Genomic DNA, 21532 nt, shown 5'->3' on the forward strand with positions numbered 1-21532 from the left:
AACTTAAGGATCAGAGATGTCTACTGAAATAAAAGCACCCGTTTTTCCCGAGTCGGTCGCAGAAGGGACCGTCGCGACCTGGCACAAGAAGCCAGGCGAAGCCTGCAGTCGCGATGAGCTGATCGTCGATATTGAAACCGACAAGGTCGTTCTGGAAGTTGTAGCGCCGGCGGATGGCGTGATCGAAGAGATCCTGAAAGACGAGGGTGATACCGTCGAAAGCGGTGAAGTGGTCGGTAAATTCAAAGCCGGAGCGAAAGGCGAAGCTGCGGAAGCACCTGCGAAGCAAGAAGCACCTGCCAAGCAAGAGGGAGCCAAGGACGATGGCGAACCTGCGGACGCCGGCAGTGCCGCCGGCACGGACTCCGGCTCAGGTGTCCAGAGCGAAGCCATTCTTAGTCCGGCGGCTCGTAAGCTGGCTGAGGAAAACAGTGTCGAACCGGGTTCCGTTCAGGGATCGGGCAAAGACGGCCGGGTGACCAAGGAAGATGTGCAGGCCCATATTGATGGAGGCCAGTCGCGCCAGGCCGCAGCTCCGCAGGCAGAGGCGCCCAAGCCCTCCGACCTTCCGGGGGCAGGCGTGCCTGCCGGAGAGCGCGCAGAAAAGCGGGTACCCATGACCCGTCTTCGCGCAAGTATTGCCAAGCGCCTTGTCAACGCGCAACAAAGCGCTGCGATGCTGACCACGTTCAACGAAGTGAACATGAAGCCGTTGATGGATCTGCGCAAGCAGTACAAGGATGGCTTCGAGAAACGTCACGGGATCAAACTCGGCTTTATGTCACTGTTCGTCAAGGCTGCCACCGAAGCACTCAAACGCTTCCCGGCAGTTAACGCCTCCATTGACGGCAACGACATGGTCTACCATGGTTACCAGGACATAGGTGTTGCCGTATCCAGTGAGCGTGGACTTGTGGTCCCTGTGCTTCGTGATACAGATGCTCTGGGGCTGGCGGATATCGAAAAGAAAATCGTCGAATATGGTACCAAGGCAAAAAACGGTAAGCTGGGCATTGAAGAGATGACCGGCGGAACCTTTACCATCTCAAACGGCGGTGTGTTCGGCTCGTTGCTTTCGACGCCTATTCTGAATCCGCCGCAAACAGCCATTCTGGGTATGCACAAGATTCAGGAAAGGCCCATGGCGGTGGACGGGCAGGTGGTTATTCTGCCCATGATGTATCTTGCACTGTCGTACGATCATCGAATGATTGACGGCAAGGAAGCAGTCCAGTTCCTGGTTGCGATCAAAGAAATGGTGGAAGACCCGGCTCGTATTCTGCTGGACGTCTGAACCTGTCACACAACGAATCAGAAAACAGGATGAATCATGTCTGATAAGTACGACGTTATCGTCATAGGTGCGGGTCCGGGGGGCTATGTTGCTGCTATCAAGGCCGCACAACTGGGTCTTAAAACCGCGTGTGTCGAGTCCTGGACTTCGGAAGAAGACGGCAAGCAGGTGCTGGGCGGTACCTGTCTGAACGTGGGGTGCATTCCCTCCAAGGCGCTGCTTGAGATCTCCCACAAGTATGAAGAGGCCGGGCATGGCTTCGCCGACCAGGGGATCGAACTTAACGATCTCAAGGTGAATGTGGGCAAGATGATGGAGCGTAAGGCAGGCATCGTTAAACAGCTCACCGGTGGTATTGCCGGTCTGTTCAAGTCCAATGGCGTAACGTCCATCCATGGGCACGGCAAATTGCTCGCGAATCGTCAGGTTGAAGTAACCGATAAGAATGGCAAGAAGACGGTCTATGAAGCAGATAATGTCGTTCTGGCGACCGGCTCCAATCCTATCGAGATTCCGCCGGCGCCGTTGAAAGAGGGGCTGATTGTCGATTCCACCGGTGCCCTTGAGTTTGACGAAGTTCCCAAGCGCGTCGGTGTTATCGGGGCCGGCATTATTGGTCTGGAACTGGGGAGTGTCTGGTCCCGTCTGGGCTCGGAAGTAACCATGCTTGAAGCACTGGATACATTCCTGCCAGCGGTAGACCAGCAGGTTGCCAAGGAGACCCTTAAGCAGTTCAAGAAACAGGGTCTCAACATTCAGCTCAAGGCCCGAGTCACCGGCACCTCTGTCAACCGCAAGGTCATCACGGTCAAGTACGAAGACTCAAAAGGTGAGCAGGAGCTGAAAGTCGACAAGCTGATTGTTGCCGTTGGCCGTCGCCCACACACAGATAATCTTCTGTCAGCTGATGCAGGTGTTAACCTGGATGAGCGGGGCTTTATCTTCGTGGACGATCAATGCCAGACCGATGCGCCTGGTGTCTGGGCTGTGGGCGATGTGGTCCGGGGTCCCATGCTGGCCCACAAAGCCTCAGAAGAAGGGATTATGGTCGTTGAGCGTATTGCTGGGCACAAGCCTCAGGTCAACTATGAGTGCATACCCAACGTCATCTACACCCATCCAGAAGTTGCCTGGGTAGGCAAAACCGAAGAGCAGCTCAAGTCGGAAGGACAGGCCTATAAAACGGGTACCTTCCCGTTTGCCGCTAACGGTCGGGCTATGGCCGCTAACTCTGCCATGGGTCTGGTAAAGATCCTCGCCGACGAGAAGACCGACCGGATTCTGGGTTTCCATGTGGTGGGCCCCCAGGCTTCGGAAATGGTCGCCCAGGGTGTTATTGCCATGGAATTCGGCTCCAGTGCTGAAGATCTCGCGCTGACATGCTTTGCGCACCCGACGCTGTCGGAATCTGTCCACGAGGCAGCGCTGGCCGTGAACGACGGCGCGATCCACATTGCCAACCGCCGTAAGAAAAAGTAAGGCTGATCCGGAATCAGGACGCCAGCGGGGCGTCCTGAGGCTTTATCCGCCGGCTTTTGGTAAAGCAAACGCTGTGCTGAGGTGATCCCCGGCGCACCAAGCAGAATTCGCGTTAGGCGGGTTCAATTTCCGTAAATGGTTATCCTCCATCAATAAGCGGGACAATTGTTATGAATTTGCACGAATATCAGGGCAAACAGCTATTCGCTGAATATGGTTTGCCGGTTTCCAAGGGCATTGCCTGTGACACACCTGACGAAGCCGCTGCCGCAGCTGACAAGATCGGCGGTGACCGCTGGGTTGTGAAAGCTCAGGTACACGCCGGCGGGCGCGGCAAGGCTGGCGGTGTCAAATTGCTGGACAACAAAGATGACATTCGCGCATTCGCTGAAAAGTGGCTGGGCAAGAATCTGGTCACTTATCAGACAGACGAGCATGGCCAGCCGGTCAGCAAGATTCTGGTTGAGTCTCTGACGGACATTGACCAGGAGCTCTATCTGGGCGCCGTCGTTGACCGTAGTTCGCGCCGGATCGTTTTCATGGCCTCCACCGAAGGCGGCGTAGAAATCGAGAAGGTGGCGGAAGAGACGCCTGAAAAGATTCTCAAGGCGACCATTGATCCTCTGGTGGGCGCACAGCCTTACCAGGCGCGCGAATTGGCGTTCAAACTGGGCCTCAAAGGCGACCAGATTAAGCAGTTCACCAAGATCTTCATGGGTCTGGCCAAATTGTTCGAGGACCATGACCTGGCACTCCTTGAAATCAATCCACTCGTCATTACCGATAAAGGCGATCTTCACTGTCTGGATGCCAAGATTGGCGTAGACGGCAACGCACTTTATCGCCAGCCCAAGATCCGGGACATGCATGATCCTTCCCAGGAAGACTCCCGTGAAGCTGATGCTGCCAAGTGGGAACTCAATTACGTCGCCCTGGAAGGCAACATTGGTTGCATGGTCAATGGCGCCGGTCTTGCCATGGGCACCATGGATATCATCAAGCTCAGCGGTGGCCGGCCCGCGAACTTCCTGGATGTAGGGGGCGGGGCGACCAAGGAGCGCGTGACAGAGGCCTTCAAGATCATTCTGTCCGATGACAACGTTAAAGCGGTACTGGTAAATATTTTTGGTGGCATTGTACGTTGCGACATGATTGCCGAAGGCATCATTGGTGCGGTGAAGGATGTGGGCGTCAAGGTTCCGGTTGTGGTCCGTCTGGAAGGCAACAACGCTGAGCTGGGCACCCAGGTGCTGGCAGACAGCGGTCTGAACATCATTGCCGCCACCAGTCTGGCGGATGCCGCAGAGCAAGTCGTTAAAGCCGCAGGGGGTAAATAATGAGCATCCTGATCAATAAAGACACCAAGGTTATCTGTCAGGGCTTTACCGGCGCGCAGGGTACCTTCCACTCCGAACAGGCGATCGCCTACGGCACCCAGATGGTCGGCGGCGTCAGCCCCGGCAAGGGCGGGACCGAGCATCTTGGCCTACCGGTGTTCAATACTGTTCGTGAAGCAGTCGAAAAGACCGGTGCAACGGCCACGGTTATCTACGTACCGGCGCCTTTCTGCAAGGACGCCATCGTTGAGGCCGCCGACTCGGGCATCGAACTGATTGTCTGCATCACCGAAGGCATACCGACCATCGACATGCTGTATGCGAAAGAATATGTCGATCGCAAGGGCGTACGGATGATCGGTCCGAACTGTCCGGGTGTGATTACGCCTGGCGAGAGCAAAATAGGCATTATGCCCGGCCACATCCACCGCCCTGGCAAAGTCGGTATTGTTTCCCGCTCCGGTACGCTTACCTACGAAGCGGTCAAGCAGACCACAGACTTCGGGTTTGGCCAGTCCACCTGTGTGGGCATCGGTGGTGACCCGATTGCGGGTTCCAACTTTATCGATATCCTCCAGCTTCTGCAGGATGATCCCCAGACCGAAGCCATCGTCATGATCGGTGAAATTGGTGGAAGTGCAGAAGAAGAGGCTGCGGCCTTTATCAAGGCTAACGTCACCAAGCCCGTGGTCTCATACATTGCCGGCGTTACTGCGCCTCCTGGCAAGCGTATGGGTCACGCCGGTGCCATCATCGCTGGCGGCAAGGGCACTGCTGATGAAAAATTTGCAGCCTTGGAAGATGCAGGTGTTAAAACCGTACGGAGCCTGGCCGAAATTGGCAAGGCACTGCAGGAAGTGACTGGCTGGTAGAACGGCTGTCACGGCTAGAAACCCCCGCATCCGGATCGTCCGGATCGCGGGGTTTTTTCGTTATACGACGCATCAAAACGAATCGGAGGTTTTTTCACAGCCACATCAGTCTATAATCCCCGGTCTGTCTCTTTTATGATGACAACCTCAAGCCTTTTATAGGAGTTCATGCTTTGAGTTCTGTAGATTCCCAGCAACGGGTTCTGTCCGGAATGCGTCCGACCGGCAAGCTGCACCTTGGCCACTACCACGGTGTACTGAAGAACTGGGTTAAGCTCCAGCATGAATTCGAGTGCTTTTTCTTTGTGGCTGACTGGCATGCTCTGACTACAAACTACGATGACCCATCCATGATCGAGTCGAGTGTATGGGACATGGTCATCGACTGGCTGGCTGCCGGCGTTAACCCTGGCTCAGCGACCCTGTTCATTCAGTCCCGGGTCCCTGAGCACGCAGAATTGCATCTCCTGTTATCGATGATTACGCCTTTAGGCTGGCTTGAGCGTGTTCCAACCTATAAGGACCAAATTGAGAAGTTACGTGAAAAAGACCTCGCAACTTACGGATTTCTTGGGTATCCCCTGTTGCAGAGCGCAGACATTTTGATGTATCGGGCAGGTCGGGTGCCCGTTGGTGCAGATCAGGTTTCCCATATTGAGATCACTCGGGAACTGGCCCGTCGCTTCAACCACATATACGGTCGTGAACCCGGGTTTGAGGCGCAGGCAGAGGGTGCCATCGTAAAGATGGGCAAGAAGAACGCCAAACTTTACCGGGCATTGAAAAGACGTTATCAGGAAGAGGGTGATATGGAAGCCCTGGAAACGGCCCGCGCGCTACTCAAAGAGCAGCAGAACATCTCGTTGGGCGACAGGGAGCGGCTTTATGGCTACATCGAAGGCGGCGGCAAGATCATACTTCCCGAGCCCCAGGCCCTGTTGACGCCCGAGTCGAAAATGCCCGGCCTCGACGGTCACAAAATGTCGAAATCCTATAACAACACCATAGGACTGCGGGAAGACCCGGACACCGTTGCCCAGAAAATACGTACCATGCAGACGGATCCGCAACGGGTAAGACGAACAGACCCGGGTGAGCCGGAGAAATGCCCGGTTTGGGATCTGCACAAGGTCTATTCCGACGACGATGTCCAGCAGTGGGTACAGACCGGCTGCCGTAGCGCGGGGATAGGCTGTCTTGATTGCAAGAAGCCGATTATCGATGCGATCGTGGAAGAGCAGAAACCGATACACGAACGTGCCCGGGAATACGAGAGCAATCCCGACCTGGTTCGATCCATCATTGACGAGGGCTGTGAGCAGGCACGTGATGCTGCCCGTGACACCCTTGATGAGGTGCGCTCCGCCATGGGGTTGGGCTATCGCTGACTTCGTCGCTGGGGCTACCTGAGGCCGTGGTATGACTGATCAATCCGCTGAGGAGCAGGCGCTTCCGTCAGGGCCAGAGCTGGAAGAGCCGATGTCTGGGCCCATTGCCCGTGTTTCCGGCAAGCCATGGGTAGATTTCCCTAAAGATCTCTATATCCCGCCCGATGCACTGGCTGTTTTCCTTGAGGCCTTTGAAGGCCCGCTGGATCTATTGCTGTATCTGATACGACGCCAGAATATGAATATTCTGGACATCGATGTTAGCGAAATTACGCGTCAATACATGGACTACATCGGTGCCGTTGAATCCATGCGGTTTGAGTTGGCTGCCGAGTATCTGGTGATGGCAGCGACCCTTGCCGAGATAAAATCGCGCATGCTTTTGCCCCGTCAGGAAGCGGATGAGGACGAAGAAGAAGATCCCAGAGCAGAGCTGATCCGTCGTTTGCAACAGTACGAGCGTTTCAAGAAAGCGGCAGAGGATCTGGATGCACTGCCTCGGATGGATCGGGACAGGTTTACCGGGGCCGCGGCCTTACCCGATTTGCCCAGCAGTCAGACAGCACCGGACGTTGAGTTACGCGAGCTGCTACTGGCGCTTCAGGGCATACTCAGGCGCGCCGACCTGTTCACCAGTCATCATGTCGAGAGAGAGCGCCTGTCGACCCGTGAGCGTATGTCAGCGATTCTGGCTGCTCTGACGGACGAACAGTTCATCTCGTTTGAGAGTTTGTTTACCATCGAAGAAGGACGTTTGGGTGTGGTAGTGACCTTCCTTGCAACCCTGGAGTTGATCAAGGAACAGCTCATTGAAGTGGTTCAGGCAGAAGTGCTGGGCCGGTTACATTTACGGGCCCGGGCGGTCTGCTGATTCTGAAACCGCAGCCTCAGGCGGTCCACGGGATATTATGAACGAAGATCATATTCGACATTTACAGGCTATCGCTGAGGCTGCCTTGCTAGCGGCCGGTCGTCCCCTGTCCCTTGAACAGTTACGGGAGCTTTTTGACGAGAACGAGCGACCGCCCCGGCAGGTGATGGAGCATGCCTTGTTCCAGCTTGAGCAATCCTGCCAGGGTCGTGCCTTTGAGCTGCGCAAAGTGGCCAGCGGCTATCGTCTGCAAATACGCCAGGACTATGCCGAATGGGTGGCAAGACTGTTTGAAGAGAAGCCGCAACGGTATTCAAGGGCCTTGCTGGAAACGCTCGCCCTGATCGCCTATCGCCAGCCCATAACCCGCGGTGAGATTGAAGACATTCGCGGAGTCACGGTGAGCAGCAATATCGTGCGTACATTACTCGAGCGGGAGTGGGTGCGGATTGTGGGTCATCGCGATGTACCGGGCCGGCCTGCGATGTATGCGACCACCCGTCAGTTTCTTGATTACTTTAATCTCACCAGCCTGGACCAGTTACCGCCTCTCTCAGAAATCCGTGACCTTGAGGAAATCGGGCGCGAGATTGAAAACAGGATGCAGGCTGAAATCCTGTTTGAAACCCCTGAGCCTGGTGCCGGGGAGAGCATTGAGCCTGACATGGGCGAAGGAAAAGAGCGGGACAGAAAAAGCGCCAACGACAACAGTGGGGATGACCCCCAGGACCCAACGCTACATTGACCGTTAAAATCGACGAATTCATAAGGATGACTTTTAATGGCGTCTGAACGCCCGCCTAGACATAGGCCGCACAAGCCCGGTTCAAAACCGGTGGCTGATACTGAGAAACATGGCCCCGAGCGTCTTCAGAAGCTTCTAGCCCGCGCCGGTATAGGCTCACGCCGAGAAGTCGAGACCTGGATCGAAGCTGGTCGGCTGACCGTTAACGGTCAACCGGCGGGGCCCGGTCAGAAGGCGTCTGCCAAGGACCGTGTGGAGCTGGACGGGCGTCGCCTGGAGCTGGATGCCACCACCGAGACGGTCCGCAGGGTGCTGGTTTATAACAAGCCGGAAGGTGAGGTCTCGACCCGTAAGGATCCTGAAGGCCGACCGACTGTGTTCGACACTCTTCCGCGTCTGAAAGAACAGCGCTGGGTGGCGATCGGCCGCCTCGATATCAATACCACCGGCCTGATGCTGTTTACCACCGACGGCGAATTGGCCAACCGCCTCATGCATCCGTCCAATCAGATTGATCGCGAGTACGCGGTCCGAGTGTTTGGCGACGTGGATGATGCCATGCTCAAGCGGTTGCTGGAGGGCGTCATGCTGGAGGACGGCATGGCTAGGTTTTCGGATATAAGCTCTGCTGGTGGCAGCGGAATCAATCGCTGGTTCCACGTGACCCTGTTTGAAGGCCGCAACCGAGAGGTTCGTCGGCTATGGGAGTCCCAAGGTGTTCAGGTAAGCCGGCTCAAAAGAGTCCGCTATGGCCCAACCTTTTTGCCCAGTCGCCTGAGTGTCGGCAAATGGGAAGAAATGAGCCAGAAAGGGGTAGACGACCTGAGCAAGAAGGTAGGACTTGAACCCCTGGCGCTTCCGGTCAAAACGCCCGATGAAAAGGCCGCGATGGACCGCAAACAGCGCAAGCAGCCCAGCCGCCCGGCCAAGCCGAATCGCAAATGGCAAGTCAGCTCGACAAAGCCTGCGGCTACGTCTCGCAAAAGCATAAAGAAAAGCCCGAAGCGAAGCTGATCGACTGTGCCGCTTAAGGCGTGAGAAAACGGGGCTGCTGGGTAGGCACACTGCTTGCAACGCGGCTGCAGTTACGGCCCCGGGCCTTGGCGCGATAAAGTGCGTCATCGGCCCGTGCCAGCCACTGGTCCGATGTTTCGCCGTGCTGGCGCATGGCAATGCCAGAGCTTGCAGTCGCCATGACATCCTTACCGCCACAGTTTACTTTAATGGCTGCGATAAACTCGCGAATTCGTTCAGCTACCTTCCTGGCCTCCGACTCTGGCGTGTGAGGCAGTATAATGGCAAATTCTTCCCCTCCGAACCGAAAAATACCGTCACTGTTACGAGTTGCTTTGGCCAACTCAAGGGCGACTGCCTTAAGTATGTGATCGCCGACAACGTGGCCGTAGGTGTCATTGACCCGCTTGAAATTGTCAAGATCGCATAGGATCAGGGAGCAGGTATTGCCGTGGCGATCTCCAAGGTGGCACTCGCGGGACAATGCTTCGTCAAGGGCACGCTTGTTGGGAATGCTGGTAAGACTGTCGGTCAGGGCTGTCTGCTGTACCGATGCATAGCAGCAGGCATTCCGGATCGGACAGATAGCGATGCTTAACATCTGCTCTATGGCAGCAAGCTCTTCTTCAGCAAAACGCAACCGTCGGCTCAGTGTGAGTCCCCCATAGTTGACGCCCTCCAGAGCCAGGCGATAATCACAACGATGCTGGCCTCCCATACCCGAGGCATAGACGAAATCCTGGTTACCAAGCTGGTGACGGTAAGTCAGTTGATCGTATGACACCAATGATGCCAGCTCTTCCGCGAAAATAGCAATCAGCGTTTCCAGGGACAACGAAGTCGCCATCCGGCGGCATACCCTGGTGTAAGGATCATCAGCCTGGCGCCACTGCTCACTAGCTTTTCTGATAGCTCTCAGGTTTGGCGTAGACTCATGTTTGCGAGCGGTTATAGGGGTAGTGGTGCCCGACATCGTTGACTCCTGCAAAGATATAGGCCGGCTGAAGCAGGATCGGTGCCATTAAAATAAAAAACCGATAAAACAATGGCATATAGGGTTTATATAGGATCTATGTTAAGTCTGGCTGTCAAACTGCCAAAATTTCGCCGGGCCTTGGCAAGGGCTTGCCGCCTCAATATTGAGCTGATGGTTTAAATGTCGGACAATTGCTTGGGCTCCACAGCCCCTGTGGTACACTCCGCAGCTTGTCCGTAACCTCCTGTCGACCCCTGTCACACGAAGGAACCTATGCGATTTCAGGCACCTGAGAGTCTTTCAGAACAGATTGCCCAGCACCTGGGGCAGCGCATAATCACTGGCCAACTTCGACCCGGCGAGCGCATTCAGGAGCTCAAGGTAGCCGGCGACCTGGATGTCAGCCGAGGGTCCGTGCGAGAGGCGTTGCTCATTCTGGAGCGTCGTCACCTTATCGAGATATATCCCCGCCGTGGGGCGGTGGTTTCCCAACTGACTCCCGAGCTCGTGAACAGCCTTTACGATATCTATATAGAACTGCTGTGTATGCTGGGGCGTAAAGTGCTGGAGCAATGGTCCGGGCCACAACTGGTGGGCATGATGTCACAGATGACGGCCATCCAGTCACTGACCGCCCGTACCGATGAACAGAATAGTGAATCCACTGAAGCGATTATAGAGGCTGGTTTTGATGTCATGCGCCATGCCTATCGCGCGGTCGACAACCCTTTTCTTGAGGAAACCCTTGAGAACTTCAAGCCCGCAGTCAGCCGAACCTACTATGTGGCTCTTGAAAGTTTTCGGGGTGAAATTGCTGAAACGCGCCGGTTCTTCAAACTCCTTGCCGATGCGGCGGGCAGCGGCAATGCGGTCGCCCTGGAAGCCGCCATCCGGGAGTTTGGCGAGCACCAGCGAAGCCAGGTATTGAGTATTCTGGAACACTGACCACCGATGCGCCTAAAATCCATAAAATTGGCCGGCTTCAAGTCCTTTGTTGATCCGACCACCGTACCGTTTCCCTCCAATATGACGGCGGTGGTTGGGCCAAACGGCTGTGGAAAATCGAATATTATTGATGCCGTTCGTTGGGTTATGGGCGAAAGCTCAGCCAAATACTTACGCGGCGAATCGATGTCGGACGTTATTTTCAATGGCTCCAGCGCGCGTAAACCTGTCGGCCAGGCATCTATAGAACTGGTATTCGACAATACCGAAGGCAGGGCTCCGGGTGAGTTCGCTGGCTTTAACGAAATATCGGTCAAGCGCAGGGTACTGAGGGAAGGGCAATCGGACTATTTTCTCAACGGCACAAAATGCCGGCGCCGGGACATCACTGATCTGTTTCTGGGAACGGGCCTGGGCCCACGGAGCTATGCGATCATCGAGCAGGGCATGATTTCCCGCCTAATCGAAGCCAAGCCCGAAGAACTCCGAGTCTACATTGAAGAAGCCGCGGGCATATCCAAGTACAAAGAACGCAGACGAGAAACCGAGAATCGTATTCGTCGTACCCGGGAGAACCTGGAGCGCCTTACCGACCTGCGGGATGAACTGGAGCGCCAACTCGCTCATCTGCAACGCCAGTCCCAGTCGGCGGAAAAGTACAAGGCCTATAAGCAGGAGGAGCGTCAGAAGAAAGCCGAGCTGACGGTGTTACGCTGGCAGGATCTGGATAGCGAGCTTCAGACCTCGCGTTCACGGATTCGTGATACCGAGCTTGAGCTGGAGCGCCTCCTGGCCGAACGAGTCAACCTGGAAACCGCCCTGGAGTCCCTGCGTACGGGCCACCAGGAGCGTACGGAGCTTTTTAACAAAGCCCAGGCAAAATATTACGAAGCAGGGGCTGATATAGCCCGGGTCGAGCAGAGCCTGGAGCACCAGCGCGAGCGTAGCAGGCAGCTGGCCTCCGAACTCGACCAGGCCCTGGCCAACCAGCGTGAACTGAATCGCGAGTTGGAGCAGGACGAGAACAAACTGGCCATGGCTGTAGAAGAGCTCGCCATGCTGGAACCGCAACAGGAAGCCCTGGCTGACAGTGCCGAAACATCCGGGGAGCAGCTGCTGGCCGCTGAGCAGGCAATGAGTGACTGGCAGCAAGCCTGGGAGGCGTTCAGCACCCGGTCCGCCGATGCCCGCCGCCAAGCTGAACTCGCCCAGTCCCGGATTAGAGCGACCGAAGATACCATTGAGCGCCTGCAAAGCCGCCAGGAGAGGCTGCGGGAAGAACAGGCCCTGCTCGAAAGCCAGCTCGATCGGCATGAGCTGGAAGAGCTGACAGACCAGCAAGAGCTGCATGCAATGGCGCGAGAGGAGGCAGCAGACCGGATAGAGGCTGTCCAGACTCTGCTGCAGGAAGCCCGTTCTCGTCAGAAGACAATTGGAGAGCTGGTAAGCAAGGATCAGCAGCAGGTGCAATCACTGACCGCTGCGCTGGAATCACAACAAGCCCTGCTCGACGAACAGATGGGCAGTCAGGATCAGGCTCTCCAGGAGTGGCTCAAGCATAACCAACTGACAGAACTGCCAAGGTTGGCGGGCGAACTTACCATAGCGGCGGGCTGGGCATTTGCGGTCGAGCAGTTGATGGGGTCGCTTTCCCAAAGCCTCTGCGTAGCCAATATGGACGAACTTTTGGTAGCCCTGTCGGAAGCGCCCAAGGGCGCTGCCCTGGTCGAGCATACGGGCGGCTCTGTCACTGAAGGCGCACAGGGTAGCCTGCTAAAAAAGGTATCGGGGGCCGGTGGTTTCAGCAGCTTTTTTGCCGGCGTCCTCACGGCCGAAACCCTTAACGAAGGTCTTGCCTTGCGGACCGGTCTTGCCCCTGGAAACACCATATTGACCCGGGACGGTGTCTGGTTAGGGCAGCACTGGCTTCGCATGCCGTCGTCGGAAGCCGGGCACATTGGTGTGATTGAACGCCAGCAACGTATCGACCGGCTAGAAACGGAGCTTGAGACCGCGTCCGCCGGCCTTGAGACCAATGCCGGCGAGCTTGCTGAACTTCAGCAAAGGACCGCCAGTGCCGAGTCAGAGCGTGAGGAAGCACAGCGCAAGCTCAACGATGCAGAGCGCGAGCTAAGCCAGATCGCCTCCAGGATCAGCGGCCTGCGTGCCCGGGCAGAGCAGATTGATGAGCGCCTCGTTCGAATAAAGGATGACGCCGCCGATGTGGCCGACGAGCATGTCCAGGCCCAGGAGTCCCTCGCCGAAACCCGGCTGGTCTGGCAGGACGCCCTTGGTGCTAACGAAGACAGTGAACTTGAGAAGGAAACCCTGCTGGGTGAGCGCGACGGCCTGAGGGAAAATCTTGACCGCCTGCGCCAACAGGCCAGGCACGACCGTGACCGGGCCCATCAGCTGCAACTTCAGTTGCAATCACTGACCAGTCAACGAGCGGGCCTGAAACAGACCCTGGAGCGTATGCAGCTTCAGCGCGAACGAATCGAAGAGCGCGTGGCCATGCTGCAGGATAGCCGTGAAGATGCTGAAGAGCCCCTGGAAGACCTGCAGATGCAGCTGGAGGGATTGCTCGAGCGCCGGCTGGCCGAGGAGGAAAAGCTCTCGGTGGCGCGGGATGCCCTGGAAGAACTTGACCGGCAGGTACGCGAGAACGAGCGCACCCGGAGCCAGTTGGAACACGGGGTCCAGGACGTCAGGGCCTCACTTGAGAAGGTCAAAATGGAATCCCAGGCTCTGGAGATCCGCTCCGCAAACCATCTTGAGCAGCTCAAAGAACTCGATGTCCAACTTCGGGTTGTGCTTGAAGCAATGCCGTCAGAGGCTAGCGAGTTAGTCTGGTCGGATGAGCTCGACAAGCTGGCTGGACGCATTCAGCGTCTGGGCGCCATCAATCTTGCGGCGATTGAAGAGTATCAGGTCCAGAGCGAGCGCAAGACCTATCTGGATAGCCAGCATGACGATCTTATAGAGGCGCTGGAGATTCTGGACAATGCCATACGCAAGATCGACCGGGAGACCAGGCAACGTTTCAGGGAAACCTTCGATAAAGTGAATTCCGGGCTGCAGGCCCTGTTCCCTAAGGTATTCGGTGGTGGGAATGCTTATCTTGAACTGACAAGCGATGATCTGCTGGAAACCGGTGTGGCAATCATGGCACGGCCCCCGGGCAAGAAAAACAGCACCATTCACCTGCTGTCCGGGGGTGAGAAAGCACTCACCGCCATTGCCCTTGTTTTTTCGATATTCCAGCTGAACCCGGCACCTTTCTGTATGCTGGATGAAGTCGATGCGCCGCTGGACGACGCCAATGTGGGTCGCTATGCCAACATGGTCAAGGAAATGTCCAGCCAGCTTCAATTTATTTATATAACCCACAACAAGATCGCCATGGAGATGGCCGATCAGCTGATGGGGGTAACCATGCATGAGCCCGGATGCTCCAGGCTGGTGTCGGTCGATGTTGAAGAGGCCGCTGCCTTGGCTGAACTATAGTCGGAACATATAGCTGAAAAATATAGCCTGGCTCGGCCGCAAGCATGACAATCAGGCCATACAGAGTCTGCTCGCGTTGTATTAAGCACAGGCTTTGCATAGAGTAACGACGTTACGAGATTCGCATACAGGACCGCAGCACTATGTCTCTTAGGGAATGGTTGATAGCCATAGGTATCCTGGTGATTCTGGGTATCGTTATCGACGGTATTCGTCGCATGCGACGCGCCCGGAAGGATGCCATGACCATATCGTCCGGGATGGGCGCAGACGACCTGGATGAGTCGCCTCTGGATGAATCGCCTCCTGAAGAGGAGCGCGAGTTCAACCCGGAGCTTCCCAATGGCGGTGCCCGTCCGGTGGACTCCGACACGCTTCAGGAGAGGGGTTACTTCAAGCGCACCGGCCGTAGCCGGTTTGCCAACCCTGAGCCAAAGCCCACGCGACCGGTAATCGCCAGCCGCGATAAAGAGGCCAGGTCCGAACATGAGGCCTCGCTGAAAAATGAAGCCCCGAGTTCATATTCAGGCGTTAATGGCGAAGACACTGCCTCGGCTGAGGATTTTGCCCATGTGCCACTCGCTGACGTGGACGCTGAGGTCGGCGAGGAGGCAACCGATACCGGTTGGGGAACGTTGGAGGTCGAGCCTGAACGCCCTGACGAAATTCTGGGCGAACCTCGAACGGTCAGGCCTGAGCGTAAGGCTGAACCTGCCAAATCCGCGCCGGAACCGAAAGTGCCAGCCACGTCCGAAGTTGAAGAAGATACCGCCCGTCGGGGCTCAGCTTCAAAAGGCTCTGACCAGCCTCTGGCCGGGGCCAATCGGCCTGATGCCCAGGAGGTAATCGTAATCAATGTCCTGGCCCGACGTGATCAGGCCTTTAGCGGCCCGGCACTGAAAAAACTGTTCGAGGCCTGTGGCCTTCAGCACGGCGATATGGATATCTATCATCGCCACGAAGAGCCTGACACCAACAGCCCGGTCCAGTTCAGTGTCGCCAATGCGGTGGAGCCAGGCACCTTTCATCCTGATGCCATGGCATCCATGTCCACCCCCGGCATCAGCTTCTTCATGAGCATGCCCGGTCCCTCCAACTCCATGCAGGCGTTCGACTTTATGCTGGAGACAGCACAATGCGTCGTGCACAACCTGGGAGGGGAACTCAAAGATGAGCGCCGCAGTGTGATGACTGCCCAGACCATTGAACATTGTCGCCAGCGGGTCCGGGAATACGAGCGAAAAAGGCACACCCCGCGACGCTAGAGGCACGCAAGAGTGTAATGTCAGGGTTGAGACTGCAGAGCCCGGCCTGACCGGGTTACCATGATCGGGACAGGCTAGGCGCGGGGCACGGATAGAGATGAATGGGACATCTTCGGTAGCGGAACGAATCACGGAGCTCCGGGATCAGATCAACGATCACAACTACAGATATTATGTGCTGGATGACCCACAGATTCCCGATGCCGAATATGATCGACTGTTTCGCGAACTTCAGGCGCTGGAGCAGTCACATCCGGATCTGGTCAGCCCGGACTCGCCCACCCAGCGGGTTGGCGCCACAGGCCAGACCAGCTTCGAAGAAGTTGTCCATCGTGTGCCGATGCTGTCCCTCGATAATGCATTCAATGCCGATGAACTGAGAGATTTTGATCGCCGGGTCCGGGAACGTCTAGCAGCGAAAAGCGAGATTGAGTACGTCTGCGAGCCCAAGCTTGATGGTCTGGCGGTGAGCCTCCACTACGAACAGGGCAAGTTGACCCGGGCTGCTACCCGGGGAGACGGTTACGCTGGTGAGGACATTACTGCCAACATTCGTACCATCCCGTCAGTACCCCTCAAGCTCAGGGGAGGCAGTTATCCAGACCTTGTTGAAGTCCGTGGTGAGGTGTACATGCTTCGTGGCGGCTTTGAGAAACTGAACAAAAGCCTTTCCGACCGTGGTGAAAAAACCTTTGTTAACCCCCGTAATGCTGCAGCCGGAAGTCTGCGACAGAAGAATCCACGGGTAACTGCCCGGCGTCCACTGGAAATCTGCGCTTACAGCGTTGCGGTGATCGACGACTCAGATCTGCCGGACAACCACTGGGGGTGCCTGCAGCTGGTGCGAGATTGGGGCTTCAGAATCAACCCCGAAATGCGGCTGGCCCAGGGCGCCTCTGCCTGCCTGGAAGCCTATGAAGAGCTGCAGGCCAAGCGTGACCAGCTTCCCTATGAGATCGATGGCATCGTATTCAAGGTCAACCGCCTGGACTATCAGCATCGATTGGGTTTCGTATCCCGCGCCCCACGCTGGGCCATCGCCCACAAGTTTCCGGCGCAGGAAGAGGTTACGGTCGTTGAGGATGTCGAATTCCAGGTTGGCCGCACCGGGGCCATTACTCCGGTTGCACGCTTAAAACCCGTATTCGTCGGTGGTGTAACGGTCAGCAACGCAACCCTGCACAATATGGACGAAATTGACCGGCTTGGGGTCCAGATCGGAGACACGGTATTTATCCGCAGGGCAGGTGACGTGATTCCCCAGGTAATCAAGGTAGTTCGCGACAAGCGGCCGCGCTCAGCGCGTCCTATACAACTGCCGACGACCTGTCCGGTATGTGATTCAGACATCGTCCAACTTGAGGGTGAGGCTGTCGCCCGGTGCAGTGGCGGACTCTTCTGTGCAGCTCAGCGTAAAGAATCTATACGGCACTACGCGTCTCGAAAAGCCATGGACATTGAAGGGCTTGGAGAAAAGTGGATTGACATCCTGGTAGACCGGGACATGGTGCGCACCGTGGCAGACCTTTACCGGCTGACGACCGACGATCTGCGCAAGCTCGAACGGATGGGGGACAAGTCTGCAGCCAAACTGGTCAACGCCATTCAAAGCTCGAACAGACCGCCTTTATGGCGCTTCATCTACGCCCTGGGCATCCGGGAGGTGGGGGAAGCCACAGCCAAGGCTCTGGCCAGCTATTTTGGCACTCTGGAGAATGTCATGGCGGCCACGGAGGAGGAGCTTCAGGCCGTGCCGGACGTAGGCCCAGTGGTCGCGGGCCACATTTGTAGCTTTTTTGAGCAGGAACACAACAAAGAGATCATTGAGAAGCTCCGCAGCCAAGGCGTAGTCTGGCAATCGGAAGACATAAGCCGCGCAAACAGACCGCTCGCAGGGGAAACCTGGGTATTAACCGGTACCCTTGAAAATCATACCCGTGACCAGGCCAAGGAGCGGCTGGAAGCACTGGGTGCCAAAGTGGCCGGCAGCGTATCGTCAAAAACCAGCTGTGTTGTGGCGGGCGAAGCTGCAGGATCCAAGCTTGAAAAAGCCCGGAGTCTCGGCGTTCAAACCATGGACGAGGCCGAATTCGATAATTTTCTTTCCCGCCATACAGCCTGAATCTGAGAACTCGCGCAGATAGCATGTCTGCCAAATTGATTACTATGAGTGCGTTTTGTAACGGTGTGTTAAAGCCCCGTATCCATAACAATAATTTCTTTTGAAATGGATTTTTACATGTACGCAGAACGCTTCCTGCCCCCCAAGCTTTACCGTCTGCCGTTATTGGCTTTCCTCCTCATGATCACTGGTCTGACGGGCTGCAAGACCGAGAAAGATCCCGACGACCCGACTGTACTTGGTCGTCCCGCGCCTCGGGCCTACCTTGGCGTAGAGTATTACTACAATTTCGGAGCCTATGGCGGCGAGAGAATACTGGATTACTCGCTCACCAATGCGCCTTCCTGGCTGGCTCTCGAAGACACCAGCAACAAGGCCCGCCAAGGCATCATCATGCGGGGTGTGCCCGGCCTCACCGGAGGTAACCGGGGCAAGAGCGACCTGGGTACCACTGAGAACGTGACTCTGCTGACTACAGATGGTCGTGAGGTTGGCGTTCAGCCCTTCAAGATAGAAGTACGACAGAATGTGCTCAGTCTGGAAGCCGAGGGGTTCGAGGAGGGCGTATATCCCGAGGCTCGGGAACAGGAGGGGGAAGAGTTCTGCCAGTTACCGGATCTTGGCGAAGTGGATGATCCGGATGACGAGCGGAGGACCGGAAGTCATACCTTTACCAAGCAGATCTATGGGGAGGACGGCCAGGCCACCGGCGAGCAACAGCGCACCAAACCCACGACACCCGTGCTGGTCCGGGTCCAGTTGGACCAGCCTTCGGTCACCCGAATAAAAGTTGCCTTCGAGCTTGATAGTGATTTCGACCCCGAGGCGTGTGACAGCGATCTCACTCCTCCACACCAGAGGTGCACGCACAGCAACGTCAACAGGGGCAGGGCTATCATTGGCCAGGATATTGTCGGGCTGGGCAGTGCTAGCGCCGATAAATTGCCTGTCCCGGACTACCTCCGGTATCTGCCGGATGCCGAGGGCAACCTCACCAAAGGCGTACTGACTTTGGAGCCTGGCATCACCGACTGTTATATACGGCTGGAAGTTGTGTCTGACGATGTGCCGGAAGAGCTCGAGCTTTTTACCATGACGCTGACAGATGTTCGTGAAGGTCTTGCTTCGGTAGGCAGTGCGGACGAAGGCGTCACCCAGACCCTGAGAATTCGTGATCAGGAAACCGTGGTGTCATTCGAAACCCTTTCAGGAGCCGCCCGGGACGTCATTAACGCCAACGAAACCCGAACGTATGTGGCAAAGCTCGCAAATCGTCTTGATCAGGATGCGACCTACAGAGTAAGGCTTGGTGAAGATGAAGGCACCAGCGCAGAGCCGGGGGTGGATTATATCGTCCAACTACCCGACCCTGAGCAGGAAGGCGCCTGGGTCACGGTTGAAGAGCTGGAATTTCCCGCCGGTCAGGATCGTCTCGAGTTCCGTATCGAAGCACTCAATCAGAGCCAGGTTGAAGTGGATAACGACAAACTCATCATTCTCAACGCCGACGAGCGCTTCCAGGATGGTCGCGAATTCTATGCGGCCACTCAGGAGACCGGGCTGCGTCTGTCCATCAACGAACTGGTGTCGGCTCTGGAAGTAGGCGGAGCCGGAGATTTCATTCCGACCGATATGGCCACAGCCCGCGATGGTCAGATCGCTCTGGTTGGGGTAGATGTTACGGGCGCCCTGGGAGAAGGGCAAAACGCCGTATGGCTCATCGTATACGACCGCAAGGGCGCTATGATCCACTCCGGTGTAGTGGCGGAACCCATGGGTGACCTGGAAGCCTCGCCACCGGTGGTTGCCTATAACGAACGATCTGCAGAGGTGGGCGATGCCACCATCACGCAGCGTGAACTGGCGGTGGCCTACGGCTCCCGGGCGAGCCTTGCCGGAAGTGCGCAGCAGGGCGGGCTGGATGCCATAACAGTCCTGCTTCGCTTTGATTCAGCTTCACTCAACCCATACGTAATGGTTTGGCAAACCCAGACCGGCACTGCGGGCAATGACGTGCCCCGAGGCGCTGTCATGGACCGGCAGGGCAACGTCTTTGTCGCCGGGGAGACCACCGGCGCCTGGCATGCCGGAAGCTCGAGGGGTCGGATTGATACCTATGTCCAGCGTATCGGTACTGAACTGGACGGCAATAACGAAATTGCAAAGGTGGCCTGGACGCGGCAGGTTGGGTCCGCGCTAGACGATGTTGTCAACAATGTGAGCGTCCAGAACAGCAGTGCACTGGTTATGGGCAATAGTAGCGGTAGCGTAGAGGGTGAGCCGCAACTGGGTGGTCGCGACCTGTTCTTCTATACCGCTGCTACGGCTGACGGACGAGTAACGGTTCGCCAGCGAGGCACCCAAGCGAATGAAGCTGTTCATGATGCGCTGCTGGCAGGAAGCACCCTTTGGTTCGCGGTAAGCCCAGAGAAATACACCCGCCAGGAACAGGTAAATGAAAACAACAACGAGATCGAAGCCTTCCTGACGAGCCAGGCACTTGGTAGTGAGGCTGCATCTGTGCTGGCCTATAACACCTCGGGCAACTCTGAGGCGGCACTGACACTCAACGATGTCAATGACAACGCTCTTGATCATTTCCGTCATATCGTCAGCTTCAATTCGGGTGTGGTGACCGGCGGCAAGACAACAGGCCAGTTTGATCCGGACCTTGATACGGTTCTAGCGGGAAGCACGCCCATGCTGGCACGTTTTGACGAAATACAGCCTGAGCCTGAGCCTGAGGACGAAGGTGAAGACAATAACGCTGAAGGTTCCGATGGAGAGTCAGAAGACGGAGTCAACGTTATTGCAGATCAAGATGATCAGGAACAGGCGGGTCCTGTGGTTGCCCCGGGGATCGAAGAACGCTGGCGTGCTCAGCCTGCCATCGGAAATGCCCTGGTCGACGGTCTGATACAGTACCGCGGCGATAAACTGATTTCGCTAATCCAGCGTGGTTCAGAAACATCGAGGACCTGGGACCTTGTGCTATTCAGTGGCGAAGGTAGACAGTTGAACCCCGCTACACCATGACAGTCGGCGGCTCTCTAGACCGCGCCTGCCTGTCGGCTTATGTCGGCGTAAAGCCTGAGGTAATCGGTACTGGTCACAATGCCAACGGTGCTGCCGTCCCGGTCGAGAACCAGCGCCGCGTTGAGCTGATGCGCCAGCATGAGTCTTGCAAGTTGATGGGCGTCTGTTTCCGGCGTGGCGGTCAGAAAAGACGGAAGCTCCACCTGACTGAAACTCTGGGACCTAGGGTCGGTCTGGTTCGTATTTAGCCAGCCCAGCAGCCAGCGTAACTCGATAAGCCCGGCTACCACCTCCTGGGCAATGATGACCATGTGATGAACCCCATGCTCTTCCATTGCCCGGATGGCTTCGTCCATGGTGGCGGAAGCGGAAAGGTAGTAGACGGTTCCCGTGCACAGCTTTGATACCGGGAGGTAAGGGCGTTGAGCCTCGGGTTCACTCTCAGACGCTTCCCCATATTCGGCAAAGGCCCGTCGGGCAGTAACCTGCTGAGCATTTAAAAAAGCCGCGTCTGTGGCCTCACCGCTACTCGCTGCGGATCTCTGAATTTCTGGGCTCTCTCCCACCTGACCTACCCGTCGCCCCCTGACACTGTCGGGAAGGCGGGTGGGAACGGGTCGTCCGGGCTCGCTTACATGGATTGACATATTAGGTCCAGTTTATCGTCTAGATAAGCTTATC

General features: G+C 56.5%; 15 protein-coding genes. 13 read left to right on the plus strand and 2 right to left on the minus strand.

The genetic code is table 11. The annotated features are described in order from the left end of the window. The first annotated feature begins 16 nt into the window (after positions 1-16). The 8 genes from odhB (at position 17) to rluB (ending at position 9000) form a co-directional block, all read left to right on the plus strand. Positions 17-1294, plus strand: coding sequence for a 2-oxoglutarate dehydrogenase complex dihydrolipoyllysine-residue succinyltransferase (gene odhB / locus G7W63_RS00080; protein WP_166251246.1), 1278 nt, complete (start codon positions 17-19; stop codon positions 1292-1294). A 36-nt stretch (positions 1295-1330) separates the two neighbouring features. Further along, a complete protein-coding gene (lpdA, locus tag G7W63_RS00085; protein WP_166251249.1) occupies positions 1331-2773 on the plus strand; it encodes a dihydrolipoyl dehydrogenase in 1443 nt (480 codons plus the stop codon). Between the two features lie 170 nt (positions 2774-2943). Further along, entirely contained in the window at positions 2944-4110 is a 1167-nt protein-coding gene (sucC, locus tag G7W63_RS00090) for an ADP-forming succinate--CoA ligase subunit beta (RefSeq protein WP_166251252.1), read from the plus strand. Continuing rightward, positions 4110-4982, plus strand: a complete 873-nt coding sequence (gene sucD, locus G7W63_RS00095; RefSeq protein WP_166251255.1) for a succinate--CoA ligase subunit alpha — start codon at positions 4110-4112, stop codon at positions 4980-4982. Before sucC ends, sucD begins: the two co-directional genes overlap by 1 nt. Positions 4983-5155: 173 nt before the next feature. Continuing rightward, a complete protein-coding gene (locus G7W63_RS00100) occupies positions 5156-6370 on the plus strand; it encodes a tryptophan--tRNA ligase (RefSeq protein ID WP_166251258.1) in 1215 nt (404 codons plus the stop codon). A gap of 31 nt (positions 6371-6401) precedes the next feature. Further along, the gene (locus G7W63_RS00105) at positions 6402-7241 is read left to right on the plus strand and encodes a segregation and condensation protein A (RefSeq protein ID WP_166251261.1); all 840 of its coding nucleotides are present in this window, start codon (positions 6402-6404) and stop codon (positions 7239-7241) included. A 37-nt stretch (positions 7242-7278) separates the two neighbouring features. Then, positions 7279-7986 carry an SMC-Scp complex subunit ScpB gene (scpB, locus tag G7W63_RS00110; RefSeq protein ID WP_166251264.1) on the plus strand — a complete coding sequence of 236 codons (708 nt, stop codon included), beginning with the start codon at positions 7279-7281 and terminating at the stop codon, positions 7984-7986. A 36-nt stretch (positions 7987-8022) separates the two neighbouring features. Beyond that, positions 8023-9000, plus strand: a complete 978-nt coding sequence (gene rluB / locus G7W63_RS00115; protein WP_166251266.1) for a 23S rRNA pseudouridine(2605) synthase RluB — start codon at positions 8023-8025, stop codon at positions 8998-9000. Between the two features lie 13 nt (positions 9001-9013). Here the strand turns inward: rluB and G7W63_RS00120 are convergent, their stop codons facing one another. Then, on the minus strand, positions 9014-9973 hold the full coding sequence (locus G7W63_RS00120; protein ID WP_166251269.1) for a GGDEF domain-containing protein: 960 nt from the start codon (positions 9971-9973) through the stop codon (positions 9014-9016). A 276-nt stretch (positions 9974-10249) separates the two neighbouring features. On the opposite strand from G7W63_RS00120, the gene G7W63_RS00125 reads away from it, so the two are divergent. The 5 genes from G7W63_RS00125 to G7W63_RS00145 all read left to right on the plus strand — a co-directional run bounded on the left by G7W63_RS00125 (position 10250) and on the right by G7W63_RS00145 (position 20851). Next, positions 10250-10921, plus strand: coding sequence for a GntR family transcriptional regulator (locus G7W63_RS00125; RefSeq protein WP_166251272.1), 672 nt, complete (start codon positions 10250-10252; stop codon positions 10919-10921). Positions 10922-10927: 6 nt separating this feature from the next. Continuing rightward, positions 10928-14428: a chromosome segregation protein SMC gene (gene smc / locus G7W63_RS00130; RefSeq protein ID WP_166251299.1), complete on the plus strand. Its 3501-nt coding sequence runs from the start codon at positions 10928-10930 to the stop codon at positions 14426-14428. Between the two features lie 143 nt (positions 14429-14571). Further along, positions 14572-15693 carry a cell division protein ZipA gene (gene zipA, locus G7W63_RS00135; protein WP_166251302.1) on the plus strand — a complete coding sequence of 374 codons (1122 nt, stop codon included), beginning with the start codon at positions 14572-14574 and terminating at the stop codon, positions 15691-15693. A gap of 97 nt (positions 15694-15790) precedes the next feature. After that, positions 15791-17815, plus strand: coding sequence for an NAD-dependent DNA ligase LigA (gene ligA, locus G7W63_RS00140; RefSeq protein ID WP_166251305.1), 2025 nt, complete (start codon positions 15791-15793; stop codon positions 17813-17815). Positions 17816-17932: 117 nt separating this feature from the next. Next, complete coding sequence (locus G7W63_RS00145) at positions 17933-20851, plus strand: hypothetical protein (protein ID WP_166251308.1); 2919 nt, start codon at positions 17933-17935, stop codon at positions 20849-20851. 14 nt (positions 20852-20865) lie between these two features. Here G7W63_RS00145 and G7W63_RS00150 read toward each other — a convergent pair whose 3' ends face one another. Next, on the minus strand, positions 20866-21498 hold the full coding sequence (locus tag G7W63_RS00150; RefSeq protein ID WP_166251311.1) for a CBS domain-containing protein: 633 nt from the start codon (positions 21496-21498) through the stop codon (positions 20866-20868). Positions 21499-21532: the final 34 nt, after the last annotated feature.

It is taken from the genome of Marinobacter salicampi (genome assembly GCF_011074795.1).
Lineage (GTDB): Bacteria > Pseudomonadota > Gammaproteobacteria > Pseudomonadales > Oleiphilaceae > Marinobacter > Marinobacter salicampi.

Coding starts and splice junctions, on each gene's coding strand:
- odhB (WP_166251246.1), top strand. CDS start 17: ATGTCTACTGAAATAAAAGCACCCGTTTTTCCCGAGTCGGTCGCAGAA.
- lpdA (WP_166251249.1), top strand. CDS start 1,331: ATGTCTGATAAGTACGACGTTATCGTCATAGGTGCGGGTCCGGGGGGC.
- sucC (WP_166251252.1), top strand. CDS start 2,944: ATGAATTTGCACGAATATCAGGGCAAACAGCTATTCGCTGAATATGGT.
- sucD (WP_166251255.1), top strand. CDS start 4,110: ATGAGCATCCTGATCAATAAAGACACCAAGGTTATCTGTCAGGGCTTT.
- G7W63_RS00105 (WP_166251261.1), top strand. CDS start 6,402: ATGACTGATCAATCCGCTGAGGAGCAGGCGCTTCCGTCAGGGCCAGAG.
- scpB (WP_166251264.1), top strand. CDS start 7,279: ATGAACGAAGATCATATTCGACATTTACAGGCTATCGCTGAGGCTGCC.
- rluB (WP_166251266.1), top strand. CDS start 8,023: ATGGCGTCTGAACGCCCGCCTAGACATAGGCCGCACAAGCCCGGTTCA.
- G7W63_RS00120 (WP_166251269.1), bottom strand. CDS start 9,973: ATGTCGGGCACCACTACCCCTATAACCGCTCGCAAACATGAGTCTACG.
- G7W63_RS00125 (WP_166251272.1), top strand. CDS start 10,250: ATGCGATTTCAGGCACCTGAGAGTCTTTCAGAACAGATTGCCCAGCAC.
- smc (WP_166251299.1), top strand. CDS start 10,928: ATGCGCCTAAAATCCATAAAATTGGCCGGCTTCAAGTCCTTTGTTGAT.
- zipA (WP_166251302.1), top strand. CDS start 14,572: ATGTCTCTTAGGGAATGGTTGATAGCCATAGGTATCCTGGTGATTCTG.
- ligA (WP_166251305.1), top strand. CDS start 15,791: ATGAATGGGACATCTTCGGTAGCGGAACGAATCACGGAGCTCCGGGAT.
- G7W63_RS00145 (WP_166251308.1), top strand. CDS start 17,933: ATGTACGCAGAACGCTTCCTGCCCCCCAAGCTTTACCGTCTGCCGTTA.
- G7W63_RS00150 (WP_166251311.1), bottom strand. CDS start 21,498: ATGTCAATCCATGTAAGCGAGCCCGGACGACCCGTTCCCACCCGCCTT.